Genomic DNA, 25,195 nt, shown 5'->3' on the forward strand with positions numbered 1-25,195 from the left:
AGAAGACCATGCCAAAACGTACAGACATAAAAAGCATCCTGATCCTTGGCGCTGGCCCGATTGTTATCGGCCAGGCCTGTGAATTTGACTACTCCGGTGCGCAGGCATGTAAAGCCCTGCGTGAAGAGGGTTACCGCGTTATCCTGGTCAACTCCAACCCGGCGACCATCATGACCGACCCGGAAATGGCGGATGCAACCTACATCGAGCCGATTCACTGGGAAGTGGTACGCAAAATCATTGAGAAAGAGCGTCCGGATGCTGTGCTGCCAACCATGGGTGGCCAGACGGCGCTAAACTGTGCGCTCGAGCTGGAGCGTCAGGGCGTGCTGGCCGAGTTCGGCGTGACCATGATTGGCGCGACCGCCGATGCAATTGATAAAGCAGAAGACCGTCGTCGCTTCGACGTGGCGATGAAAAAAATCGGCCTCGACACCGCGCGTTCCGGTATCGCGCACAATATGGAAGAGGCGCTGGCCGTTGCGGCTGAAGTGGGCTATCCGTGCATCATCCGTCCATCCTTCACTATGGGGGGGACCGGCGGCGGTATCGCCTACAACCGCGAAGAGTTCGAAGAGATTTGCGAACGCGGTCTGGATCTCTCGCCAACCAAAGAGCTGCTGATTGATGAATCGCTGATTGGCTGGAAAGAGTACGAGATGGAAGTGGTGCGTGATAAAAACGACAACTGCATCATCGTCTGCTCCATCGAAAACTTCGATGCGATGGGTATCCACACCGGCGACTCCATCACTGTTGCGCCAGCCCAGACGCTGACCGACAAAGAGTACCAAATCATGCGTAACGCCTCGATGGCGGTGCTGCGTGAAATCGGCGTGGAAACCGGCGGCTCAAACGTGCAGTTCTCGGTGAACCCGAAAACGGGGCGTCTGATTGTTATCGAAATGAACCCGCGCGTGTCCCGTTCCTCCGCGCTGGCCTCCAAAGCGACCGGCTTCCCGATTGCGAAAGTGGCGGCGAAACTGGCGGTGGGTTACACCCTCGATGAGCTGATGAACGATATCACCGGTGGCCGCACGCCAGCCTCCTTCGAACCGTCCATCGACTACGTTGTGACCAAAATTCCACGCTTCAACTTCGAGAAATTCGCCGGTGCGAACGACCGCCTGACCACCCAGATGAAATCTGTCGGTGAAGTGATGGCGATTGGCCGCACGCAGCAGGAATCCCTGCAGAAAGCGCTGCGCGGTCTGGAAGTGGGTGCAACCGGCTTTGACCCTAAAGTCAGCCTGGACGACCCGGAAGCACTGACCAAAATTCGCCGCGAACTGAAAGATGCGGGTGCAGAGCGTATCTGGTACATCGCCGATGCCTTCCGTGCTGGCCTGTCCGTCGACGGCGTATTCAACCTGACCAACATTGACCGCTGGTTCCTGGTGCAGATTGAAGAGCTGGTGCGTCTGGAAGAGAAAGTGGCAGAGCTGGGCATCAACGGCCTGGACGCAGACTTCCTGCGTATGCTGAAGCGTAAAGGTTTCGCCGATGCGCGCCTGGCTAAACTGGCGGGCGTACGTGAAGCGGAAATCCGCAAGCTGCGTGACCAGTACGACCTGCACCCGGTTTACAAGCGCGTGGACACCTGTGCGGCGGAGTTCTCCACCGACACCGCGTACATGTACTCTACCTATGAAGACGAATGTGAAGCGAACCCGTCCGTCGACCGCGACAAGATTATGGTGCTGGGCGGCGGTCCAAACCGTATCGGCCAGGGCATTGAGTTTGACTACTGCTGCGTACACGCCTCGCTGGCGCTGCGCGAAGACGGTTACGAGACCATCATGGTCAACTGTAACCCGGAAACGGTCTCAACCGACTACGACACCTCCGACCGCCTCTACTTCGAGCCGGTTACTCTGGAAGACGTGCTGGAAATCGTGCGCATTGAGAAGCCAAAAGGCGTTATCGTGCAGTACGGTGGTCAGACTCCGCTGAAGCTGGCCCGTGCGCTGGAAGCCGCAGGCGTACCGGTTATTGGTACCAGCCCGGATGCGATTGACCGTGCGGAAGACCGCGAGCGTTTCCAGCAGGCGGTTGACCGTCTGAAGCTGAAACAGCCAGCCAACGCCACCGTCACCGCCATTGAGATGGCCGTTGAGAAGGCGAAAGAGATTGGCTATCCGCTGGTGGTGCGTCCTTCTTACGTCCTGGGCGGCCGCGCGATGGAAATCGTGTATGACGAAGCTGACCTGCGTCGTTACTTCCAGACGGCGGTGAGCGTTTCTAACGATGCGCCAGTGCTGCTCGACCGCTTCCTCGACGACGCGGTGGAAGTGGACGTTGACGCCATCTGCGACGGCGAAATGGTGCTGATTGGCGGCATCATGGAACATATCGAGCAGGCGGGCGTGCACTCAGGTGACTCAGCCTGTTCTCTGCCAGCCTACACCCTGAGCCAGGAAATTCAGGATGTGATGCGTCAGCAGGTGCAGAAGCTGGCCTTCGAGCTGCAGGTTCGCGGCCTGATGAACGTCCAGTTCGCGGTGAAAGACAACGAAGTCTACCTGATTGAAGTGAACCCGCGTGCGGCACGTACCGTCCCGTTCGTTTCCAAAGCCACCGGTATTCCGCTGGCGAAAGTGGCGGCGCGCGTGATGGCGGGCCAGACGCTGGCGCAGCAGGGCGTGACCAAAGAGATCATTCCGCCGTACTACTCGGTGAAAGAAGTGGTGCTGCCGTTCAACAAATTCCCGGGCGTTGACCCGCTGTTAGGGCCAGAAATGCGCTCTACCGGGGAAGTGATGGGCGTGGGCCGCACCTTCGCTGAAGCGTTCGCGAAAGCGCAGCTCGGCAGTAGCTCCACCATGAGAAAATCAGGTCGTGCGCTGCTCTCCGTTCGCGAAGGCGATAAAGAGCGTGTGGTTGACCTGGCGGCCAAGCTGCTGAAACAGGGCTTCGAGCTGGATGCAACTCACGGTACGGCGATTGTGCTGGGTGAAGCCGGTATCAACCCGCGCCTGGTGAACAAGGTGCATGAAGGTCGTCCGCACATTCAGGACCGTATCAAGAATGGCGAATACACCTACATCATCAACACCACCGCAGGTCGTCAGGCGATTGAAGACTCCAAGCTGATTCGCCGCAGCGCGCTGCAGTACAAAGTGCACTATGACACTACCCTGAACGGCGGTTTCGCAACAGCTATGGCGCTGAATGCGGATGCCACCGAGAAGGTGATTTCAGTGCAGGAAATGCACGCGCAGATTAACAAGTAAGACAAAATGCCCGGTGCCATTCGGTTGCCGGGCATTCTTCCCCTCTTCAGAACCTTCTGGTTTTCCATCCGCTTTCAGTCAGTTAGCCTAAAATGGTTAGGTCGATAACGAAATTCATCTGAGAGCAGGGGAAAACACCATGCAAAATAAATTACTGATCGCTTCCGTTCTGGCTGCCACTGCACTGTTTACCGTAGCAGGCTGTTCGTCTAACCAGGCAGTCAAAACCACCGATGGCAAAACCATCGTGACTGACGGGAAACCGCAGGTAGATGATGACACCGGACTGGTGTCGTACAAAAACGCCGAAACCGGTCAAACGGAGCAGATTAACCGTGACCAGGTGAAATCCATGGGCGAGCTGGATAACTAAAAAAAAGCCGTGGCAAATGCCACGGCTTTTCGCTTTTGCTGGACGATTACCAGCGGTGGTTCAGCAGGATATGGCCGCCATAGGCAGCATAGCTGTTCTCACCCCATTCGCCGCTGGCGCGCAGCGAAAGCGTCGTGGTTTCGTTCAGGTTGCCGGTGACGCCCAGTTCTAACTGACCACGATCTTCCGGCGTATCGTTGCTCACGGTTTCATCATTAAACGCCAGATCGTTTTGGCCTGCCCCTTTCAGCCAGTTCACCGCAACGTACGGCTGCCAGGCTTTCACGTCCTTCTGCTCGAAGTAGCTGGACTTAACGCCCAGACGACCAAAGATGCCGTCGTTGTCCAGGGTCGTTACGCGTACGCCGTCGCGATCGGTATGATTTTCCTGATCGAGATAGCTGTAGATCACCTGCGCCTGCGGCTCGATCTTCCAGGTACGCGCGTTTTCTGACGGGATAACCCACGCGTGGCCAACTTCGACAGACGCAGCGAAGCCTTCGCTTTCGTAGTCTTCATCATTGCGGTTGCTGGTCACTTTATTGTTGTACCAGCTATAAGCGGCCCAGGTATCAATGTAGCTGCCCAGACGTAATTTCTGATCTTCCTGCCAGGTGGCATACACCCCAACATTGAAACCGTCCACCTTGCCTTGAGCATCACGCACGTTGTGCTTCGCATCCGAATGAGTCTTCGCCTGGCCAGCACCGAACATGCCACCGGCACGCAGGATCCCGTTGTCCATTGGCTTGCTCATGAAATCGCTGCCGACTTGCAGAACGGTCGTGGTGGTGTCGTAGCTGACTTTATCGCCGCCCGCGTCGTTCTCGTGATAACGCCCCTTAACGAATGGAAGGGACTTCCCCTGATTATGCGCCTGATTAACTCTTGTGCAATCATGGGGTACACATCGTCCCGGAGGAATTCGTTATGACTATCACGACTGTCGGTATCGATCTTGCTAAAAATGTGTTTGCTGTTCACGGTGTTGATCAAAATGGTAGAACTGTTCTGGTTAAGCCTAAAGTATCGCGTGCTGCACTTCCTGAGTTAATTGCAAGTTTGCCTCCCTGTGTTATCGGGATGGAAGCATGCTCCGGGGCTCACTACTGGGCAAGATTGTTTCGGCAGTATGGTCATGAGCCACGTCTGATGGCTGCTAAGTTTGTATCGCCTTATCGTATGGCCGGAAAATCAGGAAAAAATGATGCAGCTGATGCTCAGGCTATCTGTGAAGCTGTTCGTCGTCCGCATATGCGGTTCGTACCAGTGAAAGACGAAAGCCAGCAGGCCATGCAGTGTTTACATCGTACCCGTCAGGGTTTTATCGAAGAGAAAACAGCAACGTATAATCGTCTGCGAGGATTGATATCTGAATTCGGTGTCATCGCGCCACAAAGTGCTGATGCCCTGCGCCACATGGTTTCTGTGCAGAAGAGCTCTTTACCGCTTCAGGTTCAGCAATGTGTTGATGATTTGATGGAACACGTTGATCGCATTGAAGCTAACATCACTGAATATGACCGAATTTTGTCCCACATAGCCAAAACAGATCATCGCAGTCAGCGGCTGATGGAGCTAAAGGGCGTTGGTCCCACAACGGCCTGTGCACTGGTCGCCAGTATCGGTAATGCACATGATTTTAAAAATGGACGTCAACTGGCAGCCTGGCTGGGGCTGACGCCATCACAATACAGCAGCGGGGGAAAGTCGAAACTCGGCAGGATCACAAAAGCCGGTGATTCGTATCTGCGAACGCTTCTGGTTCAGGGGGCTCGTTCAGTGCTTATTGGCGCCGGGAAAAGGACTGACTCATTCAGCCGTTGGGTTTGTATGTTGGTTGAGCGCAGAGGGTACTGGCGGGCTGTTGTGGCCATCGCCGCCAAAAATGCGCGGCTGTGTTGGGCATCACTACATTACGGTGATGATTTCCGGCTGTACTCAGTCAACTAAAGCTCGAAGCTGTATAACCATCTGACCTGCAATTCGTTGATGATAAAGGGTTAGACCCCGTGAGGCCTATCTGGCTATTGTACAGGATATACGTATCCGCTTAACGAACAAGAACCTCACGCGCGTCTTTCATCAGGGCCCGAATCGATGACGATTCATCATGGCCGTTTATAGTACCGCAGTCTCTCCCCTTTATTTTTACTGAAGAGCAGACAGAAACCATAAATACCGGCTTTGACATGCCGGGGAAGTCCTTATAGTACATCCAGGTGTTCAGATCGTCTTCATTGCGGAAGGTGATTTGATCGCGGTCGTCACGCTTGTGCAGGAACATACCCTGGGCAGCAAGGTAGTTGCCTAAGTAAGCGCCAACTTCAGGTGCCATAACTTCAGGGGCTGAGTTGCCACCGTTATCGCTATTACCGCCGTTATCCGTGTTGCCACCGTTATCGCTATTACCGCCGTTATCCGTGTTGCCACCGTTATCGGTATTGTCGCCGTTATCGGTATTACCACCGTTATCGGTATTGTCACCGTCGGTGTTTCCGCCGTCATCATTATCGTCTGCCGGCTCATCTGATGGCGTCGCCTTCGATTCCAGATACCAGTTGCCGTCGCCGTGCTGATACAGATTGTATTCATACGCCCCGGCAACAATCGGTGCTGCCAGCGTCAGTTGGGCTTCAGAACTGCCACCGACGCTCACAACTTCCATACCGTTTACCGTTTGAGCGCCCAGACCGCCCATATTACTAACATTAACCTGGGACTGACCGAAGCTGCTGCCCGTAATGGTGAGGTGGTCGGTTGGTGCGTTATCTTCGCCGAGGCTGCTGTTCATTACGATCAGGCTACCTGAAGAACCCGTGTAGTCGCCGTTAATGGTGAAATTGTTGCCAACACTGTTATTGGCCGCGCTGAGTAACAGCGTGCCACCGTTGGTAACGTTGCCGTTAACCGTATCGATACCTGAAACGCTCAGGGTCGTGTTACCCTGAACCGCATTCCATGCCGCCAGCGTACCGCCGGTCAGGATATCAATGTTGTTATTCACTTCACCAGCCGTGGCAAACGCTGCACCATTTTCAACGGTGACGGTGGCGTTACTGCCTTTCACGCCGAGCGTTGCACCACTGGCGATCAGCGTCGTGCCGCTATGCAGAACGGTATTTCCCGTGTAGCTATTATTGCCGGTGAGCGTCAGGGTGTTTGAATCTACTTTTTCGACATTACCGCTACCGGTAATGCCGGTGGCGAATGTGGAGGAACTGCCCTGATTAAAAATAACGGTGCCGTTGTTGGTCAGGCCACCGCTCAGCGTGGCGGTGTTCTTGCCATCACCAAGCTGGAGAGAGGCATCTTTTGCAACGAGGGTATTACCGGCATTCGCGACCGCGCCTGACAGGACTAAATCACCGCTGTTGACCTGTAAAGAGTCATCTGCGCCGATAATGTCTATATTGCCTGACAGCGTCCACTTTTCACCATCCATTTTTACTGACGCAAAGCCATCCCCTTCCTTCAGTCCGATGAAATTGCTGTCTTCTGTGCCCGTACCAACCAGTGAAAGCGTGTTGCCTTTTGACGCGGTGGAGATGACATCTCCTTTGAGTGACGATCCTGTGTTCAGTACCAGCGTATTATTTTTCGTGCTGGCAAACATAATAGCTGTCGTATCGCCACTAATCGCGCCACTGTTTGTGATGTCCGCTTTCGACGTGTCCGTGACGTTGATACCGTACTGCGTTCCCTCTAAGGTGCCGGTATTAATAATTTTGGTATTACCATCGCTCAGGCTGATACCATCGCCGTTTGTACCCGTTATTTTTCCGCTATTATTTATTCCCACACCAATCTGAGAACTCAGGCCTGTGTTGCCTCTGATTATGCCTGTGTCAGTGTTAGCGATATTGACGGCTGAAGAGCTTTCACTGACGAACACGCCATTCTCTGTGCCTGTGATGTTTCCATCATTGTTTAGATCGCCAAGCATTGACTGAACATTTACGGCATTGGCTGTTGTAGAGGAAATGGTTGCACCGCTTTCATTATGAATAATGACTCGCTGAGCCCCGGTATTAATATCTAATCCATTTCCCTTTCCGGAAATATTACCTTTGTTGATAGTGGAAGTGACATTGATACCTGTGACCGATACGGCACTCTCGCTTCCCGCGGAGGAAATGGTGACATCTTTATTTATCACGTATTCCGCATCTGCGGAAAAATCCTGGGGTACTGAGGTTGACTGGCTAATAGTTCCAGCGAAGGCCACTACTGGTGTGAATATAAGTAAAGCAGGAAATATATTTCCCAGAGTTTTTGTGGTCTTGTTTAATTTGAATATTTTGTTGCGCATTTACACGTCCATTTGAAAAGAAGTGGCGCTAATTAATGACTTAAATAGCGCTTCTGGGCTACTTAAAAGAATGATTCAACGATAAAAAGCGTAAAATTATTATTTTTTCAATGTGTTATGTATAGATCATTTTGCTAAAGAATAATTTTATATTTTCTTAATTGATCACTTGCTAATATGATTTAGTGCTTAATTATTCATTTCAAATATCATCTGATAACAGTTATTTTTGTTGGTTTGAGGTCGGCTATACCCGCCAGGAAGGAGGGTTGCCAATAGTTGCGTTTTACCTTTACGCGGCCTGTTGACCCTTTCACCGGGCGGGTTAACTGTCTACACTCACTGCTACAAGAAGAGAAGAAGACAGGTCATTTGATGATACTCATAATTTACGCGCACCCTTATCCGCAGCACTCGCATGCGAATAAGCGGATGCTTGAGCAGGTAAGGACGCTTGATAACGTAGAGATACGTTCCCTCTATCAACTTTATCCCGATTTTAATATCGATATCGCTGCTGAACAGGATGCGCTCTCCCGTGCCGATCTGATTATCTGGCAGCATCCAATGCAGTGGTACAGCACGCCTCCGCTCCTGAAACTGTGGATTGATAAAGTCTTCTCCCACGGTTGGGCGTATGGCCACAATGGCAATGCGCTAAAAGGGAAAAGCCTGATGTGGGCGGTGACCACTGGCGGAGGGGAAAGCCACTTTGATATTGGTTCTTTCCCGGGGTTTGACGTGCTGGCCCAGCCGCTACAGGCCACTGCACTCTATTGTGGTTTGAACTGGATCCCACCTTTTGCGATGCACTGCACGTTTGTCTGCGACGATGAAACGCTGCAGGCGCAGGCTCGCCATTACAAACAACGCTTACTTGAGTGGCAGGAGACGCACCATGGATAGCCATACGCTGATACAGGCGCTGATTTATCTCGGCGCGGCGGCGCTGATTGTGCCCGTGGCGGTACGCCTGGGGCTGGGCTCGGTTCTCGGCTACCTGATTGCGGGCTGCGTCATTGGGCCGTGGGGTTTTCGTCTGGTTACGGATGCAGAGGCGATTCTCCATTTCGCTGAAATCGGTGTTGTGCTGATGCTGTTTGTGATTGGTCTGGAGCTCGATCCGCAGCGCCTGTGGAAACTTCGCGCCTCGGTATTTGGCGGTGGGGCATTGCAGATGGTGGCCTGCGGCTTGCTGCTGGGCGGGTTCTGCATCCTGCTGGGAATGGACTGGAAAGTGGCTGAGCTCATCGGCATGACGCTGGCACTCTCCTCGACGGCCATTGCCATGCAGGCGATGAACGAGCGAAACCTGACGGTCTCCCAGATGGGGCGCAGTGCGTTCTCGGTGCTGCTGTTCCAGGATATAGCGGCGATTCCGCTGGTGGCGATGATCCCGTTGCTGGCGGCAAGCGGCTCCTCCACCACGCTGGGCGCGTTCGCGCTGTCGGCACTGAAGGTTGTAGGGGCGCTGGCACTGGTGGTCCTGCTGGGCCGCTACGTGACCCGTCCGCTGCTGCGTTTCGTCGCCCGCTCGGGTCTGCGCGAAGTATTCAGCGCCGTGGCACTGTTCCTGGTCTTTGGTTTTGGTTTGCTGCTGGAAGAAGCCGGGCTGTCGATGGCGATGGGGGCATTCCTTGCGGGCGTTCTGCTGGCAAGCTCTGAATACCGGCACGCGCTGGAAAGCGATATTGAGCCGTTCAAAGGGTTGCTGCTGGGACTGTTTTTCATCGGCGTGGGGATGTCCGTCGACTTTGGCACGCTGGTCACACACCCGCTGCGGATTATCATCCTGCTGGTCGGTTTCCTGGTCATTAAAATGGCAATGCTGTGGCTGATTGCGCGGCCATTAAATGTGCCGGGTAAACAGCGCAGCTGGTTTGCCGTACTGCTGGGGCAGGGGAGTGAATTTGCGTTCGTGGTCTTTGGCGCCGCGCAGATGGCAAACGTGCTGGATCCTGAGTGGGCAAAAGCGCTGACGCTGGCGGTCGCACTCTCGATGGCGGCAACGCCTGTTCTGCTGGTGGTGCTGACTCGCCTCGAAAAATCGGGTAGCGATCAGGAGCGCGAAGCCGATGAAATCGACGAGGAGCAGCCACGCGTGATCATCGCTGGTTTTGGTCGCTACGGACAGATCGTAGGGCGTTTGCTGCTGTCGAGTGGGGTGAAAATGGTCATCCTCGACCACGATCCCGACCATGTCGATACGCTGCGTAAATTTGATATGAAAGTGTTTTACGGTGATGCCACCCGTGTCGATCTGCTGGAATCCGCGGGGGCCGCAAAAGCGGAGGTGTTGATTAACGCCATTGACGATCCGGAGACCAGCATACAGATGGTGGAGCTGGTAAAAGAACATTTCCCGGCGCTGACGATCATTTCCCGCGCGCGCGATGTGGATCATTACATCCGACTACGTCAGGCAGGCGTTGAGGCACCCGAGCGTGAAACATTCGAAGGTGCGCTGAAATCCGGGCGTATGGCGCTCGAGAATCTGGGGCTCGGGGCGTATGAAGCGCGCGAACGTGCGGATCTGTTCCGCCGCTTTAACACCGGGATGGTGGAAGAGATGGCGGCGATGGCAGGCAGCACGGCCACGGAGCGGGCGGCGGTGTTTAAACGCACCAGTGCGATGCTGACGGAAATCATCAATGAGGACCGTAATCATCTGTCGCTGATCCAGCGTCATGGCTGGCAGGGCACGGAAGAGGGCAAGCATACCGGCGATCCGGCTGACGAGCCCGAGAGTAAACCTTCAGTGTGAAGTGGCGTTGCCAGCAATATTAAAAAATTTCTGTATCTTTACTCTGCCGCCAGTCGACGAAAGATTAAGCTTTCCGTATAGTGGCGGCAATTTTTTGCATCCGGGAAATTTTCAATGATCAGTCTGATTGCAGCGCTGGCGGTAGACCGCGTTATCGGTATGGAAAATGCCATGCCGTGGAACCTGCCTGCCGATCTCGCATGGTTTAAACGTACGACGTTAAACAAGCCGGTAGTGATGGGCCGCCTGACCTGGGAGTCGATTGGTCGTCCATTGCCGGGCCGTAAGAATATCGTTATCAGTAGCCAGCCGGGTACTGACGATCGCGTCGAATGGGTTAAGTCCGTAGATGAAGCGATTGCTGCCTGCGGTGATGCCGAAGAGATCATGGTGATCGGCGGTGGTCGTGTGTATGAGCAGTTCCTGCCTAAAGCGCAGAAGCTGTATCTGACCCACATTGATGCGGAAGTGGAAGGGGATACCCATTTCCCGGATTACGATCCGGACGAGTGGGAATCCGTATTCAGTGAATTCCACGACGCCGATGCGCAGAACTCCCACAGCTACTGCTTCGAGATTCTGGAACGTCGTTAAGTTTTTCCCCCTCACCCTGGGTGAGGGGGATTCATCAGGAGGCGACGGCCTCACTCTCCCCTGAGTCCTGCTGTCGGTTGGATGGCTGCACGAAGTAAGCTTTATCTTCCCAGCGTAAGCAGGTTAACTCGCCTCCCCAGCAGCAGCCGGTATCCAGACCGTAGATGCCCTCTGGCATGCCTTTGCCCTCCAGTGCCGCCCAGTGACCAAACGCTATGCTATATTCGGTTGTTACCGGCCCCGGAATGGCAAACCACGGTTTGAGGGGGGCAGGCGCGCTTTCCGGCGTTTCCTTGGAATACATGTCCAGCTGCCCGTTCGGGAAGCAGAATCGCATGCGGGTGAACGCATTGGTGATAAAGCGCAGGCGGGCCAGACCGCTGAGCTCTTCGCTCCAGTGGTTCGGCATATCGCCGTACATGGCATCCAGGAAGAAGGGATACGAGTCGCTCGCCAGTATCGCTTCTACGTCACGCGCACAGGTTTTTGCCGTCTCAAGATCCCATTGCGGGGTGATCCCGGCATGGGCCATGACCAGTTTTTTATCCTCGTCGACCTGCAACAAGGGCTGACGGCGCAGCCAGTTAATCAGATCGTCCGCGTCTGGCGCTTCCAGCAGCGGAGTGAGGCGATCTTTAGGCTTGTTGCGGCTGATCCCGGCAAACACGGCCAGCAGATGGAGATCGTGATTACCCAGCACCATGCGCACGCTGTCGCCCAGCGATTTGACGAAACGTAAAACCTCAAGCGAGCCCGGGCCGCGCGCGACTAAATCGCCCGTCAGCCAGAGGGTGTCCTGCCCTGGCGTAAAGTCGACCTGTTTTAACAATGCGATCAGTTCATCGTAGCAACCGTGAACGTCGCCAATCAGATATGTAGACATTAGATTAATGAATGAGTGTGGTTACGGCGAGACGGAACACAGGAATAGCAACGCGGAACACATTGCCATCGACGTCGACCATTTCGTAATGGCCTTGCATGGTACCCAGCGGCGTTTCAATCACCGCACCGCTGGTGTACTGGTACTCTTCGCCAGGGGCGATGTGGGGCTGTTCGCCCACGACACCTTCACCCTGAACTTCAATTTCGCGGCCATTGCCGTTGGTGATAAGCCAGTAGCGCCCGCGCAGCTGCACGGGCATCCGCCCCAGATTGCGAATGGTCACGGTGTAAGCAAAGACAAAACGCTCTTCATCGGGTGAGGATTGCGATTCAACATAGACGCTTTGTACATGGACACATACGCGGGGCGAATCAATCATGGCTTAACTCTCCTTCGGCGGCGCATTTTCGCTGATGTAATTAGCCAGCTTGCAGTACTGCTCTACGGAAATGTTCTCCGCACGCATTGCCGGGTCGATCCCCAGCTCGGCTAACACCTCAACGGTAAATGAATTGCTCAGGCTGTTACGGATCGTTTTACGGCGCTGGTTAAAGGCTTCTGTGGTAATGCGGCTGAGGACACGCAGATCTTTAACCGGATAGGGTTTCGTTTTATGTGGCACAAGGCGCACAACCGCTGAATCCACTTTCGGTGGTGGTGTGAACGCTGACGGCGGCACTTCGAGTACCGGGATCACGTTACAGTAATATTGTGCCATCACGCTTAAACGACCATACGCTTTACTGTTCGGCCCTGCAACCAGACGGTTAACCACCTCTTTTTGCAACATGAAGTGCATATCGGCAATGGCATCAGTATAGCTAAACAGGTGGAACATGAGCGGCGTGGAGATGTTGTACGGCAGGTTGCCGAAGACGCGCAGCGGCTGACCCATTTTCTCCGACAGTTCGCCAAAGTTCATGGTCATGGCGTCCTGCTGGTAGATGGTCAGCTTCGGTCCGAGGAACGGGTGCGTTTGCAGGCGTGCGGCAAGATCGCGGTCCAGTTCGATGACGGTCAGCTCGTCGAGGCGTTCGCCTACCGGCTCGGTCAGTGCAGCAAGGCCCGGACCGATTTCGACCATAGCCTGACCTTTTTGCGGATTAATAGCCGAAACAATGCTTTCGATCACGAACTGATCGTTGAGGAAGTTTTGCCCGAAGCGTTTTCGGGCTAAGTGGCCCTGATGGACTCGATTAGTCATTGAGTATTAACAATCATTTTGATGGCGAGATTAAGCGCCGTAATAAAACTGCCGACATCCGCTTTCCCCTGTCCTGCCAGATCCAGCGCAGTACCGTGGTCAACGGACGTTCGAATAAAGGGTAAACCGAGGGTGATATTCACCCCGCGGCCAAAGCCCTGGTATTTTAGCACGGGCAGGCCCTGATCGTGGTACATCGCGAGGACGGCGTCGGCATTATCCAGGTATTTCGGCTGAAAAAGCGTGTCCGCAGGGAGCGGCCCGCTAAGATTCATCCCTTTAGCGCGCATTTCTTCAAGCACCGGAATAATGGTGTCGATCTCTTCGGTGCCCATGTGTCCACCTTCTCCCGCATGCGGATTCAGGCCGCAAACCAGAACGTGTGGCTGTTTGATGCCGAATTTGGTTTGCAGGTCATGATGCAGGATCCCGATGATCTCCCGCAGCAGTGCCGGGGTGATGGCATCAGGAATGGCCTTAACAGGCAGATGGGTGGTCACGAGCGCAACGCGCATTGCCTCCGTCGCCAGCATCATCACTACTTTCGGGCTGTGCGAGCGCTCTTCAAAGAATTCCGTGTGCCCTGTAAAGGGGATACCCGCTTCGTTGATGACGCCCTTGTGCACGGGGCCGGTGATCAGGGCAGCAAATTCACCCTTCAGGCAACCGTCGCAGGCGCGCGCGAGGGTTTCCACGACGTAGTGGCCGTTTTCCGTGCTGAGCTGGCCTGGAATGACCGGTGTACGAAGAGGGACAGAAAGAACCGTGAGCGTACCGGCTTGCTGTGGTGCTGGCTGTTGGCCTTCAACGTAAGGAATAAGCGTTAAAGGCAGACCGAGCAGCTTCGCCCGGTCTTGTAACAGTGTTGCATCTGCGCAGACAACCAGTTCCACCGGCCAGCTTCGCTGGGCGAGCTGGACAACGAGGTCTGGCCCAATCCCGGCGGGTTCGCCGGGGGTGATCACAACACGATGCGGTTTCATTAGTTACTCAGAACTTTCACGTAAGCACTGGCGCGTTGTTCCTGCATCCAGGTTGCCGCTTCTTCAGAGAACTTACGGTTAAACAGCATACGGTAAGCGCGGTCTTTCTGCGCCGCATCCGTTTTATCCACGTTACGGGTGTCCATCAGCTCGATCAGATGCCAGCCAAATGAAGAGTGTACCGGAGCACTGATCTGGCCTTTGTTCAGCTTCATCAGCGCATCGCGGAAGGCAGGATCGTAAATATCTGCTGCAGCCCAGCCCAGATCGCCGCCCTGATTAGCAGAGCCTGGATCCTGAGAGAACTCCTTCGCGGCATTGGCAAACGAGGTTTTACCGCTCTTAATGTCTGCCGCAATCTGCTCCAGCTTCGCACGTGCCTGATCGTCAGTCATGATCGGTGACGGTTTGAGCAGAATATGACGAGCGTGAACTTCAGTCACGGAAATGTTCTGGCTCTGACCACGCAGATCGTTCACTTTCAGAATGTGGAAGCCCACACCGGAACGGATTGGACCCACGATATCGCCTTTCTTCGCCGTACTCAGCGCCTGGGCAAAGATGGATGGCAGCTCCTGAATACGTCCCCAGCCCATCTGGCCGCCTTTCAGCGCCTGTTGGTCAGCGGAGTAGGTGATAGCCAGCTTGCCAAAGTCGCCGCCGTTACGCGCCTGTTCGACAATAGAACGTGCCTGACTTTCTGCTTCCGCAGCCTGATCGGAGGTTGGGTTCTCTGGCAGTGGGATCAGAATGTGGCTCAGGTTCAGCTCTGTGCTCGCATCGTTCTGGTTACCCACCTGTTTTGCCAGCGCGTCCACTTCCTGCGGCAGGATCGTGACGCGACGACGGACTTCATTGTTACGCACTTCCGAAATCAGCATCTCTTTACGGATCTGGTTGCGGTAGGTGGCGTAGCTGATGCCGTCATAGGCCAGACGACTGCGCATCTGATCCAGAGACATGTTGTTTTGCTTTGCGATGTTAGTGATGGCCTGATCGAGTTGCTCGTCAGTCACCTTCACGCCCATTTTCTGACCCATCTGCAGAACGATCTGATCCATGATCAGTCGTTCCAGGATCTGATGGCGCAGCGTGGCGTCATCCGGAAGTTGCTGACCTGCTTCGCCCGAATTGAGCTTCACAGATTTCATCAGACCGTCAACGTCACTTTCGAGCACGACGCCGTTGTTAACAACAGCGGCGACCTTATCAACAACCTGGGGGGCCGCGAAGCTGGTATTCGCAACCATAGCGACACCGAGCAGCAGCGTTTTCCAGTTCTTCATACTTTTTCCATTTCAATTAACCGCAAAGCGGATTACGTTGTAAATCAAATACATTACAAGGAACTACGGTATGGCAGGATGTTCGAACGCAGCATCTGCTGGGTGCCCAGGCCGTAGTTGGAACTCAGGCCGCGCAGTTCGACATTAAAGCCAATCACGTTATCGTATTTGCTCTGATTGTTTTGAGTATCCCAGCCGTTAAGCTTACGTTCGTAGCCGACACGCAGCGCATAACAGCAGGAGTTATATTGCAGACCCACCATCTGGTCAGCAGGTTTATTGGCGTTAGTGTCAAAGTAGTAAGCGCCTACGATTGACCAGCGATCGGCGATAGGCCAGCTTGCTGCGCCACCCACCTGCGAAATCCCATCTTTGTATTGGTCAGCATTGGCGTAGTTCGGCAATGTCGCCTGAATATATTCCGGACTGGCATAGCGGTACGTCAACTGCATCATACGGTCTTCATCACGACGGTATTCAATAGCTGCACTGCTCGTCGCGATATTGTCCAGTCGCGTATCGTACTGCAACCCACCGCGCAGACCCCAGCGATCGGTCATGCGCCAGTAGGTATCACCCGCCCACACCAGTGAACCCGTTTTGTTGTCTTTCTCCCAGTTAATGTCGTCATCACCCGTACGAGACTCGGTGAAATAGTAAATTTGACCAACAGAAACGTTAAAACGTTCAACGGCAGATTCATCATAAACGCGCGTTGTGACACCGGTCGTTAACTGGTTAGCGGAAGCAATTCGGTCGAGACCACCGTAGGTACGGTCGCGGAACAGGCCGCTATAGTCCGATTGCAGGAAAGAGGAGTCGTAGTTCTGAATCTTGCTCTGATCGCGATAAGGCACGTAAAGATACTGCATGCGTGGCTCAAGCGTCTGAGTATAGCCATCCGCCAGGAGTGCCATATCACGTTCGAAAATCAGTTTACCGTCCATCTTAAACTGGGGAAGCGTACGGTTTACTGATTCTTCAAGATCGGTACCATAGCGATTGTTGTACCAGTCCAGATTTTTCTGCTGATAGTGCGTCGCCATGAGCTTGGCTTCGGTATTCAGACTTGCCCAGTCATTTGACCAGGGCAGGTTGACCGTCGGCTCAATATGAACGCGTGTGGATTCTGGCATATCCGAGTTGGTATTAACGAAATGCACCGCCTGAGCGTAGACGTGGGTGTCGAAAGGACCGACATCGTTTTGGTACCAGTTCACGTCCAGTTGCGGTTCAGCACCGTAGGTACTTGCTGTTTGGGTATTAAAGACCTGGAACTGCTTGGTTGACACCGTGGCGTTAAAGTTTTGAATCGCATAGCCAACGCTGAATTTCTGCGTCGCATAGCCATCGGTACTTGAACCGTACTTGGAGTCAAAGTCATTAAAGTAGTAAGGATCGCTGACCTTGGTATAGTCGACGTTAAAACGCCAGACCTGATCCAGTACCCCGGCATGCTGCCAGAAATACATCCAGCGGTGCTTGTCGCCTTCGGTCGGGTGCTCATCCTGGAAGACTTTATCTGACGGCAGATAATCCAGCTCCATCAGACCCGCACCGGCCTGAGTCAGGTAGCGGAACTCGTTCTCCCACATGACGTTACCGCGCTTATGGATATAGTGCGGCGTGATCGTGGCGTCCATGTTGGGCGCGATGTTCCAGTAATACGGCAGGTAGAACTCAAAGTAGTTCGAGGTGCTGTATTTGGCATTGGGGATCAGGAAGCCCGAGCGACGCTTGTCACCCACGGGAAGCTGAAGATAAGGGCTGTAGAATACCGGTACCGGACCCAGCTTAAAGCGGGCGTTCCAGATCTCCGCGACCTGCTCTTCACGGTCGTGGATCACTTCGCTCCCGACCACGCTCCAGGTGTTTGACCCTGGCAGACAGGAGGTAAAGGAGCCATTTTCCAGGATCGTATAGCGGTTTTCACCGCGCTGTTTCATCAGGTCCGCTTTACCGCGTCCCTGGCGACCCACCATCTGGTAATCACCTTCCCAGACGTTAGTATCTTTCGTATTCAGGTTTGACCAGGCTTTCGGACCTTTCAGGATGACCTGATTGTCGTCATAGTGCACATTACCCAGCGCATCCACCGTTCGTACCGGCTCGGCCGCGCCTTCCGGCTGCTTCTGGTGCAACTGCACTTCATCTGCCTGCAGGCGGCTATTGCCCTGGTTAATATCCACATTGCCCGTAAACGTGGCGTTGTCAGGATAAGTACCCTTAGAACTGTCTGCAGTAATGGTTACCGGCAAGCTATTTGTATCACCCTGCACCAGTGGGCGATTATAACTTGGAACGCCAAGCATACACTGCGAGGCGAGATCGGCCGCCAGCCCCTGTTGACTGTACAGGGCGGTGCCAATCATTGTGGCCAGAAGGGTGGGGATACGTTTTTTCATACGTTGTATTTTATTGTTCCGTCATCAGTGGCTACGGCTTACAAACGCTCAGAGACTATCTTACTCATCAGCGCAGTACCAGCGTTAATCCTGCCCGTTTGCGTGCCAGAGTGTTAGGCTCGCTATCGAATGACGAGTATGATAAAGCAAATTATAGGCGATGTCCTTCAATTGACCGTGGCTTGAACACTGTGATGATGACGTTGCGTCGGCCAGGAATATGACTATCCGGGGAGTATATGCAGTATTGGGGTAAAATAATCGGCGTTGCGTTCGCCATCATCATGGGTGCCGGGTTCTGGGGAATCGTGCTTGGGCTCATTATAGGTCATATGTTTGATAAGGCGCGCAGCCGCAAAATGGCCTGGTTTGCGAATCAGCGCGAGCGCCAGTCACTCTTTTTCTCCACCACCTTTGAAGTCATGGGGCATTTAACCAAATCCAAAGGCCGCGTGACCGAAGCCGATATTCAAATCGCCAGCATCTTTATGGACCGCATGAATTTGCATGGTGAATCCCGTGTGGCCGCGCAGAATGCGTTTCGCATTGGGAAATCAGATAACTATCCGCTGCGTGAAAAAATGCGTCAGTTCCGCAGCATCTGCTTCGGACGTTTTGATTTAATTCGGATGTTTCTGGAAATTCAAATCCAGGCGGCGTTTGCTGACGGTTCACTGCACCCTAATGAACGTGATGTTCTGTACGTCATTGCAGAAGAGTTGGGCATCTCCCGAATGCAGTTCGACCAGTTCTTACGCATGATGCAGGGCGGCGCGCAGTTTGGCGGGGGGTATCACCAGCAGTCTTCCGGCGGTGCATGGCAGCAGGCGCAGCGTGGACCGACGCTGGACGATGCGTGCAACGTACTTGGCGTGAAACCCACTGACGATCAAACCACCATCAAACGCGCCTATCGCAAGCTGATGAGCGAGCATCACCCGGACAAACTGGTCGCGAAAGGCTTACCGCCGGAAATGATGGAGATGGCGAAGCAGAAAGCGCAGGAAATTCAGAAGGCTTACGAGCTGATTAAAGAGAAGAAAGGTTTCAAATAAAAAAGGGCCCGACAGTGTCGGGCCCTTTTTTCAGAAGTCCACCGGGGCGTTAAACGTCATCGTGTTACCGAAGGCCGGATGGGTAATGGTCAGCGTCTGGGCGTGAAGCTGCAGACGCGGTGCTAACGCCAGCGCTTCCGGCGGCGCGTAAAACCGGTCGCCTAAAATCGGATGACCCAGCGCAAGCATATGCACGCGCAGCTGGTGTGAACGTCCGGTAATCGGCTTAAGGAGTACGCGCGCGGTGTTATCCGGGGCGTACTCCAGCACTTCATACTCGGTCTGCGCGGCCTTGCCGGTTTCATAGCAGACCTTCTGCTTAGGCCGGTTCGGCCAGTCGCAGATCAGCGGCAGATCCACCAACCCTTCTGCCTGTGCAGGATGTCCCCAGACGCGCGCCACGTACTGCTTCTTCGGCTCGCGCTCGCGGAACTGGCGCTTCAGCTCGCGCTCCGCCGCTTTATTGAGCGCCACCACAATCACGCCGCTGGTTGCCATATCCAGACGATGCACAGATTCCGCCTGTGGATGATCGCGCTGAATGCGCGTCATCACGCTGTCTTTGTGCTCATCCAGACGCCCCGGTACGGACAACAGGCCGCTCGGCTTGTTAACTACCATAATGTGTTCATCCTGATACAGGATGACCAGCCAGGGATCCATCGGCGGATTGTAGGGCTCCATTACCATTTTTTTGCTCTTCTTACTGATGCGTGACAACAATCAGACGCAATGCGTCCAGTCGCCAGCCCGCCTGATTCAGGCTTTCCATAATTTGCTGACGGTTGCTTTCAATGGCAGCCAGTTCATCGTCACGGATGTTCGGGTTCACCGCCTTCAGCGCTTCCAGACGGGACAGCTCTGCTGAGAGTTTCTCATCGGCCTCGGTGCGTGCAGCATCGATCAGCGCACGGGCCGCTTTCTCGATCTGGCTTTCGCCCAGCTGCAGAATGGCATGCACGTCCTGCTGTACCGCATTCACCAGCTTGCTGCCCGTATGGCGATTCACCGCGCTCAGCTGACGGTTGAAACTCTCGAATTCAACTTGCCCTGCCAGGTTGGTACCGTTTTTATCCAGCAGCAGACGCACAGGCGTTGGCGGCAGGAAGCGGGTCAGCTGGAGCTGTTTCGGTGCCTGGGCTTCCACAACGTAGATCAGTTCTACCAGCAGCGTACCCACCGGCAGTGCCTTGTTCTTGAGGAGTGAAATCGTGCTGCTACCGGTATCGCCGGAAAGGATCAGATCCAGTCCGTTACGGATCAGCGGGTGTTCCCAGGTGATGAACTGAGCATCTTCGCGGGACAGCGCCACATCACGCTCGAAGGTGATAGTACAACCATCTTCCGGCAGGCCCGGGAAATCCGGCACCAGCATGTGATCGGACGGGGTCAGGACAATCAGGTTCTCGCCGCGATCGTCCTGGTTAATTCCGACGATGTCGAACAGGTTCATGGAGAAGCTGATCAGACTGGTGTCATCATCTTGTTCTTCAATGCTTTCAGCCAGCGCCTGCGCTTTCTCACCGCCGTTGGAGTGAATTTCCAGCAGGCGGTCGCGACCCTGCTCAAGCTGCGCTTTCAGCGCTTCATGCTTCTCGCGGCAGGATTTGATCAGATCGTCAAATCCGTCACTGTTTTCCGGTGCGGCCAGGTAGCCGATCAGATCGCTATGCACCTGATCGTAAATGGTGCGGCCCGTCGGGCAGGTATGCTCAAACGCATCCAGACCTTCGTGGAACCAGCGCACCAGCACGGACTGGGCAGTTTTTTCCAGATACGGCACGTGGATCTGAATATCATGCGCCTGGCCGATACGATCCAGACGACCGATACGCTGTTCCAGCAGATCCGGATTGAACGGCAGATCGAACATCACCAGATTACTGGCAAACTGGAAGTTACGGCCTTCAGAACCGATTTCCGAGCACAGCAGAACCTGTGCGCCACTGTCCTCTTCACCGAACCACGCCGCGGCGCGGTCACGTTCAACGATGGACATCCCTTCGTGGAACACGGCGGCGCGAATACCTTCACGCTCGCGCAGCACCTGCTCCAGCTGCAGCGCGGTAGCTGCTTTGGCGCAGATCACCAGCACCTTCTGGGAGCGGTGGGCGGTCAGGTAGCCCATCAGCCACTCCACGCGCGGGTCGAAGTTCCACCAGGTGCCGGTATCGCCTTCAAATTCCTGGTAGATTTGTTCCGGGTAGAGCATGTCGCGGGCGCGCTCTTCCTGGGTTTTGCGCGCGCCCATAATGCCAGAGACTTTGATCGCCGTCTGATACTGGGTGGGCAGCGGAAGCTTGATGGTATGCAGCTCGCGTTTCGGGAACCCTTTCACGCCGTTACGGGTGTTGCGGAACAGCACGCGGCTGGTGCCGTGGCGGTCCATCAGCATGTCGATGAGCTCTTTACGCGCAGGCTCCGCGTTATCGCTATCGCTGTTCGCGGCCTGCAGAAGCGGTTCAATATCCTGCTCGCCAATCAGCTCGCTCAGGGTGTTGAGTTCCTCATTAGAAAGACGATTGCCTGCCAGCAGCATGGCCACGGCATCCGCGACCGGACGGTAGTTATTCTGTTCTTCCACGAACTGCCCGAAATCGTGGAAACGGTTTGGGTCAAGCAGGCGCAGACGGGCGAAGTGGCTTTCCAGACCCAGCTGTTCCGGCGTTGCGGTCAGCAGCAGGACGCCAGGGACGCGCTCCGCAAGCTGTTCGATAGCCATATACTCGCGGCTTGGCGCGTCTTCGCTCCAGACTAAATGGTGCGCTTCGTCAACGACCATAATGTCCCACTCGGCATCGCACAGGTGCTCGAGGCGCTGCTTGCTGCGGCGCACGAAGTCCAGGGAGCAAATAACCAGCTGTTCGGTTTCAAACGGGTTGTCGGCGTCGTGCTGCGCTTCGGCATAGCGTTCGTCGTCAAACAGGGAGAAGCGCAGGTTAAAGCGGCGAAGCATCTCGACCAGCCACTGGTGCTGCAGGGTTTCAGGCACCACGATCAGCACGCGCTCGGCGGCACCGGAAAGCAGCTGTTGATGCAGGATCATACCCGCTTCAATGGTTTTACCCAGGCCCACTTCATCGGCCAGCAGTACGCGAGGGGCATGGCGACGGCCCACGTCATGGGCGATATTCAGCTGGTGGGGGATCAGGCTGGTGCGCTGACCGCGCAGGCCGCTCCACGGCATGCGGTACTGTTCACTCTGGAACTTGCGCGCGCGATAGCGCAGCGAGAAGCGATCCATACGGTCAATTTGCCCGGCAAACAGGCGGTCCTGCGGCTTACTGAAAACCAGTTTGCTGTCGAGCAGCACTTCACGCAGGATGACATTGGCTTCGTCCGTATCAAGACGCGTACCAATGTAAGCGAGCAGTCCATTCTCTTCTTTTACGTCTTCAATCTTGAGCTGCCAGCCGTCATGGCTGGTCACGGTGTCACCCGGATTGAACATCACGCGGGTTACAGGGGAGTCATTGCGAGCGTACAGGCGGTTTTCACCGGTGGCAGGGAAGAGGAGGGTAACCATACGCGCATCGACGGCAACGACGGTTCCTAATCCAAGTTCGCTTTCTGTATCGCTGATCCAGCGTTGACCAAGTGTAAAAGGCATAGTTGTTCGGCTCTAATCTTTAATTGCAGGCAATAGTTCGACCCCCGTCAAAAAAGACGGTCATCGAAAAATGGGTCCGGGAATGGAAAGGGCGCTATGGTACTGGATGGCAGCCATTTCGTCACGTGTCAAAATAGGCCAAGTTGCCCTGTCACTAGTGTAGCAAAATCGTCGTCGATGAAGGGCAAAATTCCGTCGGCGACCGGCTGAAGCTGACGCGTCAGGTAGTGATCGTAATCGAGCGGTGAGTATTGATAATCTACCGGTTCCGGGCCGTTAATTGTCCAGACGTATTTGATCGTTCCCCGGTTCTGATACTGGGGGGCGCGGCCGCGCTTCACGTTCTCTTCATCCGCCAGGCGCGCGGCGCGTACGTGGGGAGGCACATTACGTTGATACTCTGCCAGCGGGCGGCGCAGGCGTTTGCGGTAAACCAGTTGGTTATCCAGCTCACCCGCCATCAGGCTGGCGATGGTTTCGCGCACGTAATACTGATAGGGCTCATTGCGGAATACCCGCAGGTAAAGCGTTTGCTGGAACTGCTGCGCCAGCGGGGTCCAGTCGGTGCGAACCGTCTCCAGCCCTTTGAACACCATCCGCTGCGTGTCACCTTCCTGAATCAGCCCGGCGTAGCGCTTCTTGCTGCCCTGGTCGGTACCGCGAATGGTGGGCATTAAAAAGCGGGCGAAATGGGTTTCAAATTCCAGTTCTAACGTGCTGGTTAACCGCTCTTTTTGCAAACTTTCGCGCCACCAGGCGTTCACGAAGGCGACCAGTTCTTTGCCGATTCGCGCGGCGTCCTCTTCAGAATGGGCGGCTTTCAGCCAGACAAAGGTGGAGTCGGTATCGCCATAAATGACGTCATAGCCCCGGGATTCAATCAGCGCTTTGGTTTGACGCATGATTTCATGCCCGCGCATGGTGATGGATGACGCCAGTCTGGGGTCGAAAAAGCGGCAGGCGCTGGTGCCCAGCACGCCGTAAAAGGCATTCATAATGATTTTCAGCGCCTGCGAGAGGGGCTTATTGCCGTGACGCTTCGCCTCGTCGCGCCCGTGCCAGATGTTTCCCACAATTTCAGGCAGGCAGTGTTTTTCACGCGAGAAACGGGCGCCGAGAAAGCCTTCAGTGCTGTGCGCGTCGTCCGGCTGCGCCATCCCTTCCACCAGCCCCACCGGGTCAATCAGGTACGTGCGGATAATCGACGGATACAGGCTTTTATAATCCAGAACCAGCACCGAATCGTAAAGCCCTGGCCGGGAGTCCATCACATACCCGCCGGGGCTGGCCTGTGGCGGTACGTCCCCGAGGTTGGGGGCAACGTACCCTGCCCGGTGCATGCGGGGGAAATAGAGGTGGCTAAAGGCCGCTACCGAGCCGCCGTGCCTGTCGGCCGCGAGGCCGTTTACCGTCGCGCGCTCCAGCAGGAATGGCATGATCTCGGTTTTGTGGAAAATCTGCGTAACCAGCTCGCAATCTTTCAGGTTATAGGTGGCGAGCGCCGGTTTATCTTCGTTAAAGCGTCGGTCAATCTCATCCATTCTGTCCCAGGGATTGTCAATGGATTTGCCCTCGCCAAGCAGCGCCTGCGCTACGGCTTCAAGAGAGAATGACGAGAAGTTCCAGAAGGCGGATTTCAGTGCCTCGATGCCGTCGATAATCAGGCGGCCATTGGCCTGGGCGAAGAAGACGCCATTCTTAAAGCCGTGCTCGCGCCACTCCAGCTCGCTGTTGCCGCGCCCGAGTATCAGCGGAATGCGATACCGCTCGGCATGTTTTTGCAGCACGCGCAGGTCGAACTGCACCACGTTCCAGCCGATCAGGACATCGGGATCGTAGTCGGCAAACCACTGGTTAAGCTTCTCCAGCAGCTTGGGTCGGCTATTGACATATTCAAGCCGGAAATCCAGCGTGGACGCATCGCCATTTGGCGGCCCAAGCATGTACACAACCCGATCGCCGCAGCCTTCCAGACCAATGCAGTACAGCTCGCCGTGGCGGGTGGTTTCAATGTCCAGGGAGACCCATTTTAGCGGCGGGCGATAGCCCGGGTTAGGCTTCAGACGAGCGTTAACGAGGCGACCGTTTTGCGCTGTGCCATCCACCCAGACGGGCGCGGTAATAAACCGTTCCATCAGGAAACGCTCGGGGGGACGGATATCCGCTTCGTAGAGCGTTACGCCCGCCTCGCGCAGCAGCTTTTCATAGCGCATCAGTTGACGATGGGCGCGACAGTAAAGGCCGTATACCGGCTGACGGTGGAAATCTTTCAGCTCAAGAGGGGTGATGCGCCAGCCGTTTTCGCCGCGCAGTAGTTGTTTGACTTTTTCGACGTGCGCTTCAGGAATAAACGCCACGGACTCCTGCGGCGGGAGCGTTACGTGCAACGGGCCGCTGTCCGTCGCCAGCCAGAATTCAACCTCAGTGCCCTGAGGCGTATCCCGCCAGTGCCGGGTCAGTAAAAAGCCTTCTTGCGCCTGCGTCACACCG

Annotated in this window: 16 protein-coding genes and 2 pseudogenes; 7 read left to right on the plus strand and 11 right to left on the minus strand. The window is 55.0% G+C overall.

Annotated features, from left to right (window positions below):
• The first annotated feature begins 8 nt into the window (after nucleotides 1–8).
• Nucleotides 9–3,233, plus strand: coding sequence for a carbamoyl-phosphate synthase large subunit (gene carB, locus G0034_RS03415; protein ID WP_014882499.1), 3,225 nt, complete (start codon nucleotides 9–11; stop codon nucleotides 3,231–3,233).
• 139 nt (nucleotides 3,234–3,372) lie between these two features.
• A complete protein-coding gene (locus G0034_RS03420) occupies nucleotides 3,373–3,606 on the plus strand; it encodes a YgdI/YgdR family lipoprotein (RefSeq protein WP_014882500.1) in 234 nt (77 codons plus the stop codon).
• Nucleotides 3,607–3,652: 46 nt separating this feature from the next.
• Here the strand turns inward: G0034_RS03420 and G0034_RS03425 are convergent.
• Nucleotides 3,653–4,456, minus strand: a pseudogene (locus G0034_RS03425) (autotransporter family protein); the annotation flags it as partial.
• An 80-nt stretch (nucleotides 4,457–4,536) separates the two neighbouring features.
• On the opposite strand from G0034_RS03425, the gene G0034_RS03430 reads away from it, so the two are divergent.
• Nucleotides 4,537–5,559 (plus strand): IS110 family RNA-guided transposase, encoded by a 1,023-nt coding sequence (locus tag G0034_RS03430; RefSeq protein ID WP_000156887.1) that lies wholly within the window; start codon nucleotides 4,537–4,539, stop codon nucleotides 5,557–5,559.
• Between the two features lie 253 nt (nucleotides 5,560–5,812).
• On the opposite strand, the pseudogene G0034_RS03435 reads toward G0034_RS03430, so the two are convergent.
• Nucleotides 5,813–7,918 (minus strand): annotated as a pseudogene (locus G0034_RS03435) (autotransporter outer membrane beta-barrel domain-containing protein); the annotation flags it as partial.
• A gap of 375 nt (nucleotides 7,919–8,293) precedes the next feature.
• On the opposite strand from G0034_RS03435, the gene kefF reads away from it, so the two are divergent.
• The 3 genes from kefF to folA all read left to right on the plus strand — a co-directional run bounded on the left by kefF (nucleotide 8,294) and on the right by folA (nucleotide 11,276).
• On the plus strand, nucleotides 8,294–8,824 hold the full coding sequence (gene kefF, locus G0034_RS03440) for a glutathione-regulated potassium-efflux system oxidoreductase KefF (RefSeq protein ID WP_014882502.1): 531 nt from the start codon (nucleotides 8,294–8,296) through the stop codon (nucleotides 8,822–8,824).
• Entirely contained in the window at nucleotides 8,817–10,682 is a 1,866-nt protein-coding gene (kefC, locus tag G0034_RS03445; protein WP_032637522.1) for a glutathione-regulated potassium-efflux system protein KefC, read from the plus strand. Before kefF ends, kefC begins: the two co-directional genes overlap by 8 nt.
• Nucleotides 10,683–10,796: 114 nt before the next feature.
• Complete coding sequence (gene folA / locus G0034_RS03450; protein WP_006173915.1) at nucleotides 10,797–11,276, plus strand: type 3 dihydrofolate reductase; 480 nt, start codon at nucleotides 10,797–10,799, stop codon at nucleotides 11,274–11,276.
• A 34-nt stretch (nucleotides 11,277–11,310) separates the two neighbouring features.
• Here folA and apaH read toward each other — a convergent pair whose 3' ends face one another.
• Genes apaH through lptD form a run of 6 tightly spaced genes read right to left on the minus strand, consistent with a single transcriptional unit; the run spans nucleotide 11,311 to nucleotide 18,040 of the window.
• The gene (apaH, locus tag G0034_RS03455; RefSeq protein ID WP_063614425.1) at nucleotides 11,311–12,159 is read right to left on the minus strand and encodes a bis(5'-nucleosyl)-tetraphosphatase (symmetrical) ApaH; all 849 of its coding nucleotides are present in this window, start codon (nucleotides 12,157–12,159) and stop codon (nucleotides 11,311–11,313) included.
• A gap of 4 nt (nucleotides 12,160–12,163) precedes the next feature.
• On the minus strand, nucleotides 12,164–12,541 hold the full coding sequence (gene apaG, locus G0034_RS03460) for a Co2+/Mg2+ efflux facilitator ApaG/CorD (protein ID WP_014882505.1): 378 nt from the start codon (nucleotides 12,539–12,541) through the stop codon (nucleotides 12,164–12,166).
• Between the two features lie 3 nt (nucleotides 12,542–12,544).
• Nucleotides 12,545–13,366, minus strand: coding sequence for a 16S rRNA (adenine(1518)-N(6)/adenine(1519)-N(6))-dimethyltransferase RsmA (rsmA, locus tag G0034_RS03465; RefSeq protein WP_008502020.1), 822 nt, complete (start codon nucleotides 13,364–13,366; stop codon nucleotides 12,545–12,547).
• Nucleotides 13,363–14,349, minus strand: coding sequence for a 4-hydroxythreonine-4-phosphate dehydrogenase PdxA (gene pdxA, locus G0034_RS03470; protein ID WP_014882506.1), 987 nt, complete (start codon nucleotides 14,347–14,349; stop codon nucleotides 13,363–13,365). Before pdxA ends, rsmA begins: the two co-directional genes overlap by 4 nt.
• Entirely contained in the window at nucleotides 14,349–15,635 is a 1,287-nt protein-coding gene (gene surA / locus G0034_RS03475; RefSeq protein WP_023332066.1) for a peptidylprolyl isomerase SurA, read from the minus strand. The genes pdxA and surA overlap by 1 nt, the downstream gene beginning before the upstream one ends.
• Before the next feature lie 53 nt (nucleotides 15,636–15,688).
• Nucleotides 15,689–18,040, minus strand: coding sequence for an LPS assembly protein LptD (gene lptD, locus G0034_RS03480; RefSeq protein WP_014882508.1), 2,352 nt, complete (start codon nucleotides 18,038–18,040; stop codon nucleotides 15,689–15,691).
• A gap of 239 nt (nucleotides 18,041–18,279) precedes the next feature.
• On the opposite strand from lptD, the gene djlA reads away from it, so the two are divergent.
• Nucleotides 18,280–19,095: a co-chaperone DjlA gene (gene djlA / locus G0034_RS03485; RefSeq protein ID WP_014882509.1), complete on the plus strand. Its 816-nt coding sequence runs from the start codon at nucleotides 18,280–18,282 to the stop codon at nucleotides 19,093–19,095.
• 30 nt (nucleotides 19,096–19,125) lie between these two features.
• Here the strand turns inward: djlA and rluA are convergent, their stop codons facing one another.
• The 3 genes from rluA to polB form a co-directional block, all read right to left on the minus strand.
• On the minus strand, nucleotides 19,126–19,785 hold the full coding sequence (rluA, locus tag G0034_RS03490) for a bifunctional tRNA pseudouridine(32) synthase/23S rRNA pseudouridine(746) synthase RluA (RefSeq protein WP_023332069.1): 660 nt from the start codon (nucleotides 19,783–19,785) through the stop codon (nucleotides 19,126–19,128).
• Between the two features lie 13 nt (nucleotides 19,786–19,798).
• Nucleotides 19,799–22,705 carry an RNA polymerase-associated protein RapA gene (gene rapA / locus G0034_RS03495; protein WP_014882511.1) on the minus strand — a complete coding sequence of 969 codons (2,907 nt, stop codon included), beginning with the start codon at nucleotides 22,703–22,705 and terminating at the stop codon, nucleotides 19,799–19,801.
• 128 nt (nucleotides 22,706–22,833) lie between these two features.
• Nucleotides 22,834–25,191, minus strand: coding sequence for a DNA polymerase II (gene polB, locus G0034_RS03500; protein WP_179120516.1), 2,358 nt, complete (start codon nucleotides 25,189–25,191; stop codon nucleotides 22,834–22,836).
• Between the last annotated feature and the right edge of the window lie 4 nt (nucleotides 25,192–25,195).

Origin of the sequence: Enterobacter sp. T2, assembly GCF_010692925.1 — a bacterium.
GTDB lineage: Bacteria > Pseudomonadota > Gammaproteobacteria > Enterobacterales > Enterobacteriaceae > Enterobacter > Enterobacter kobei.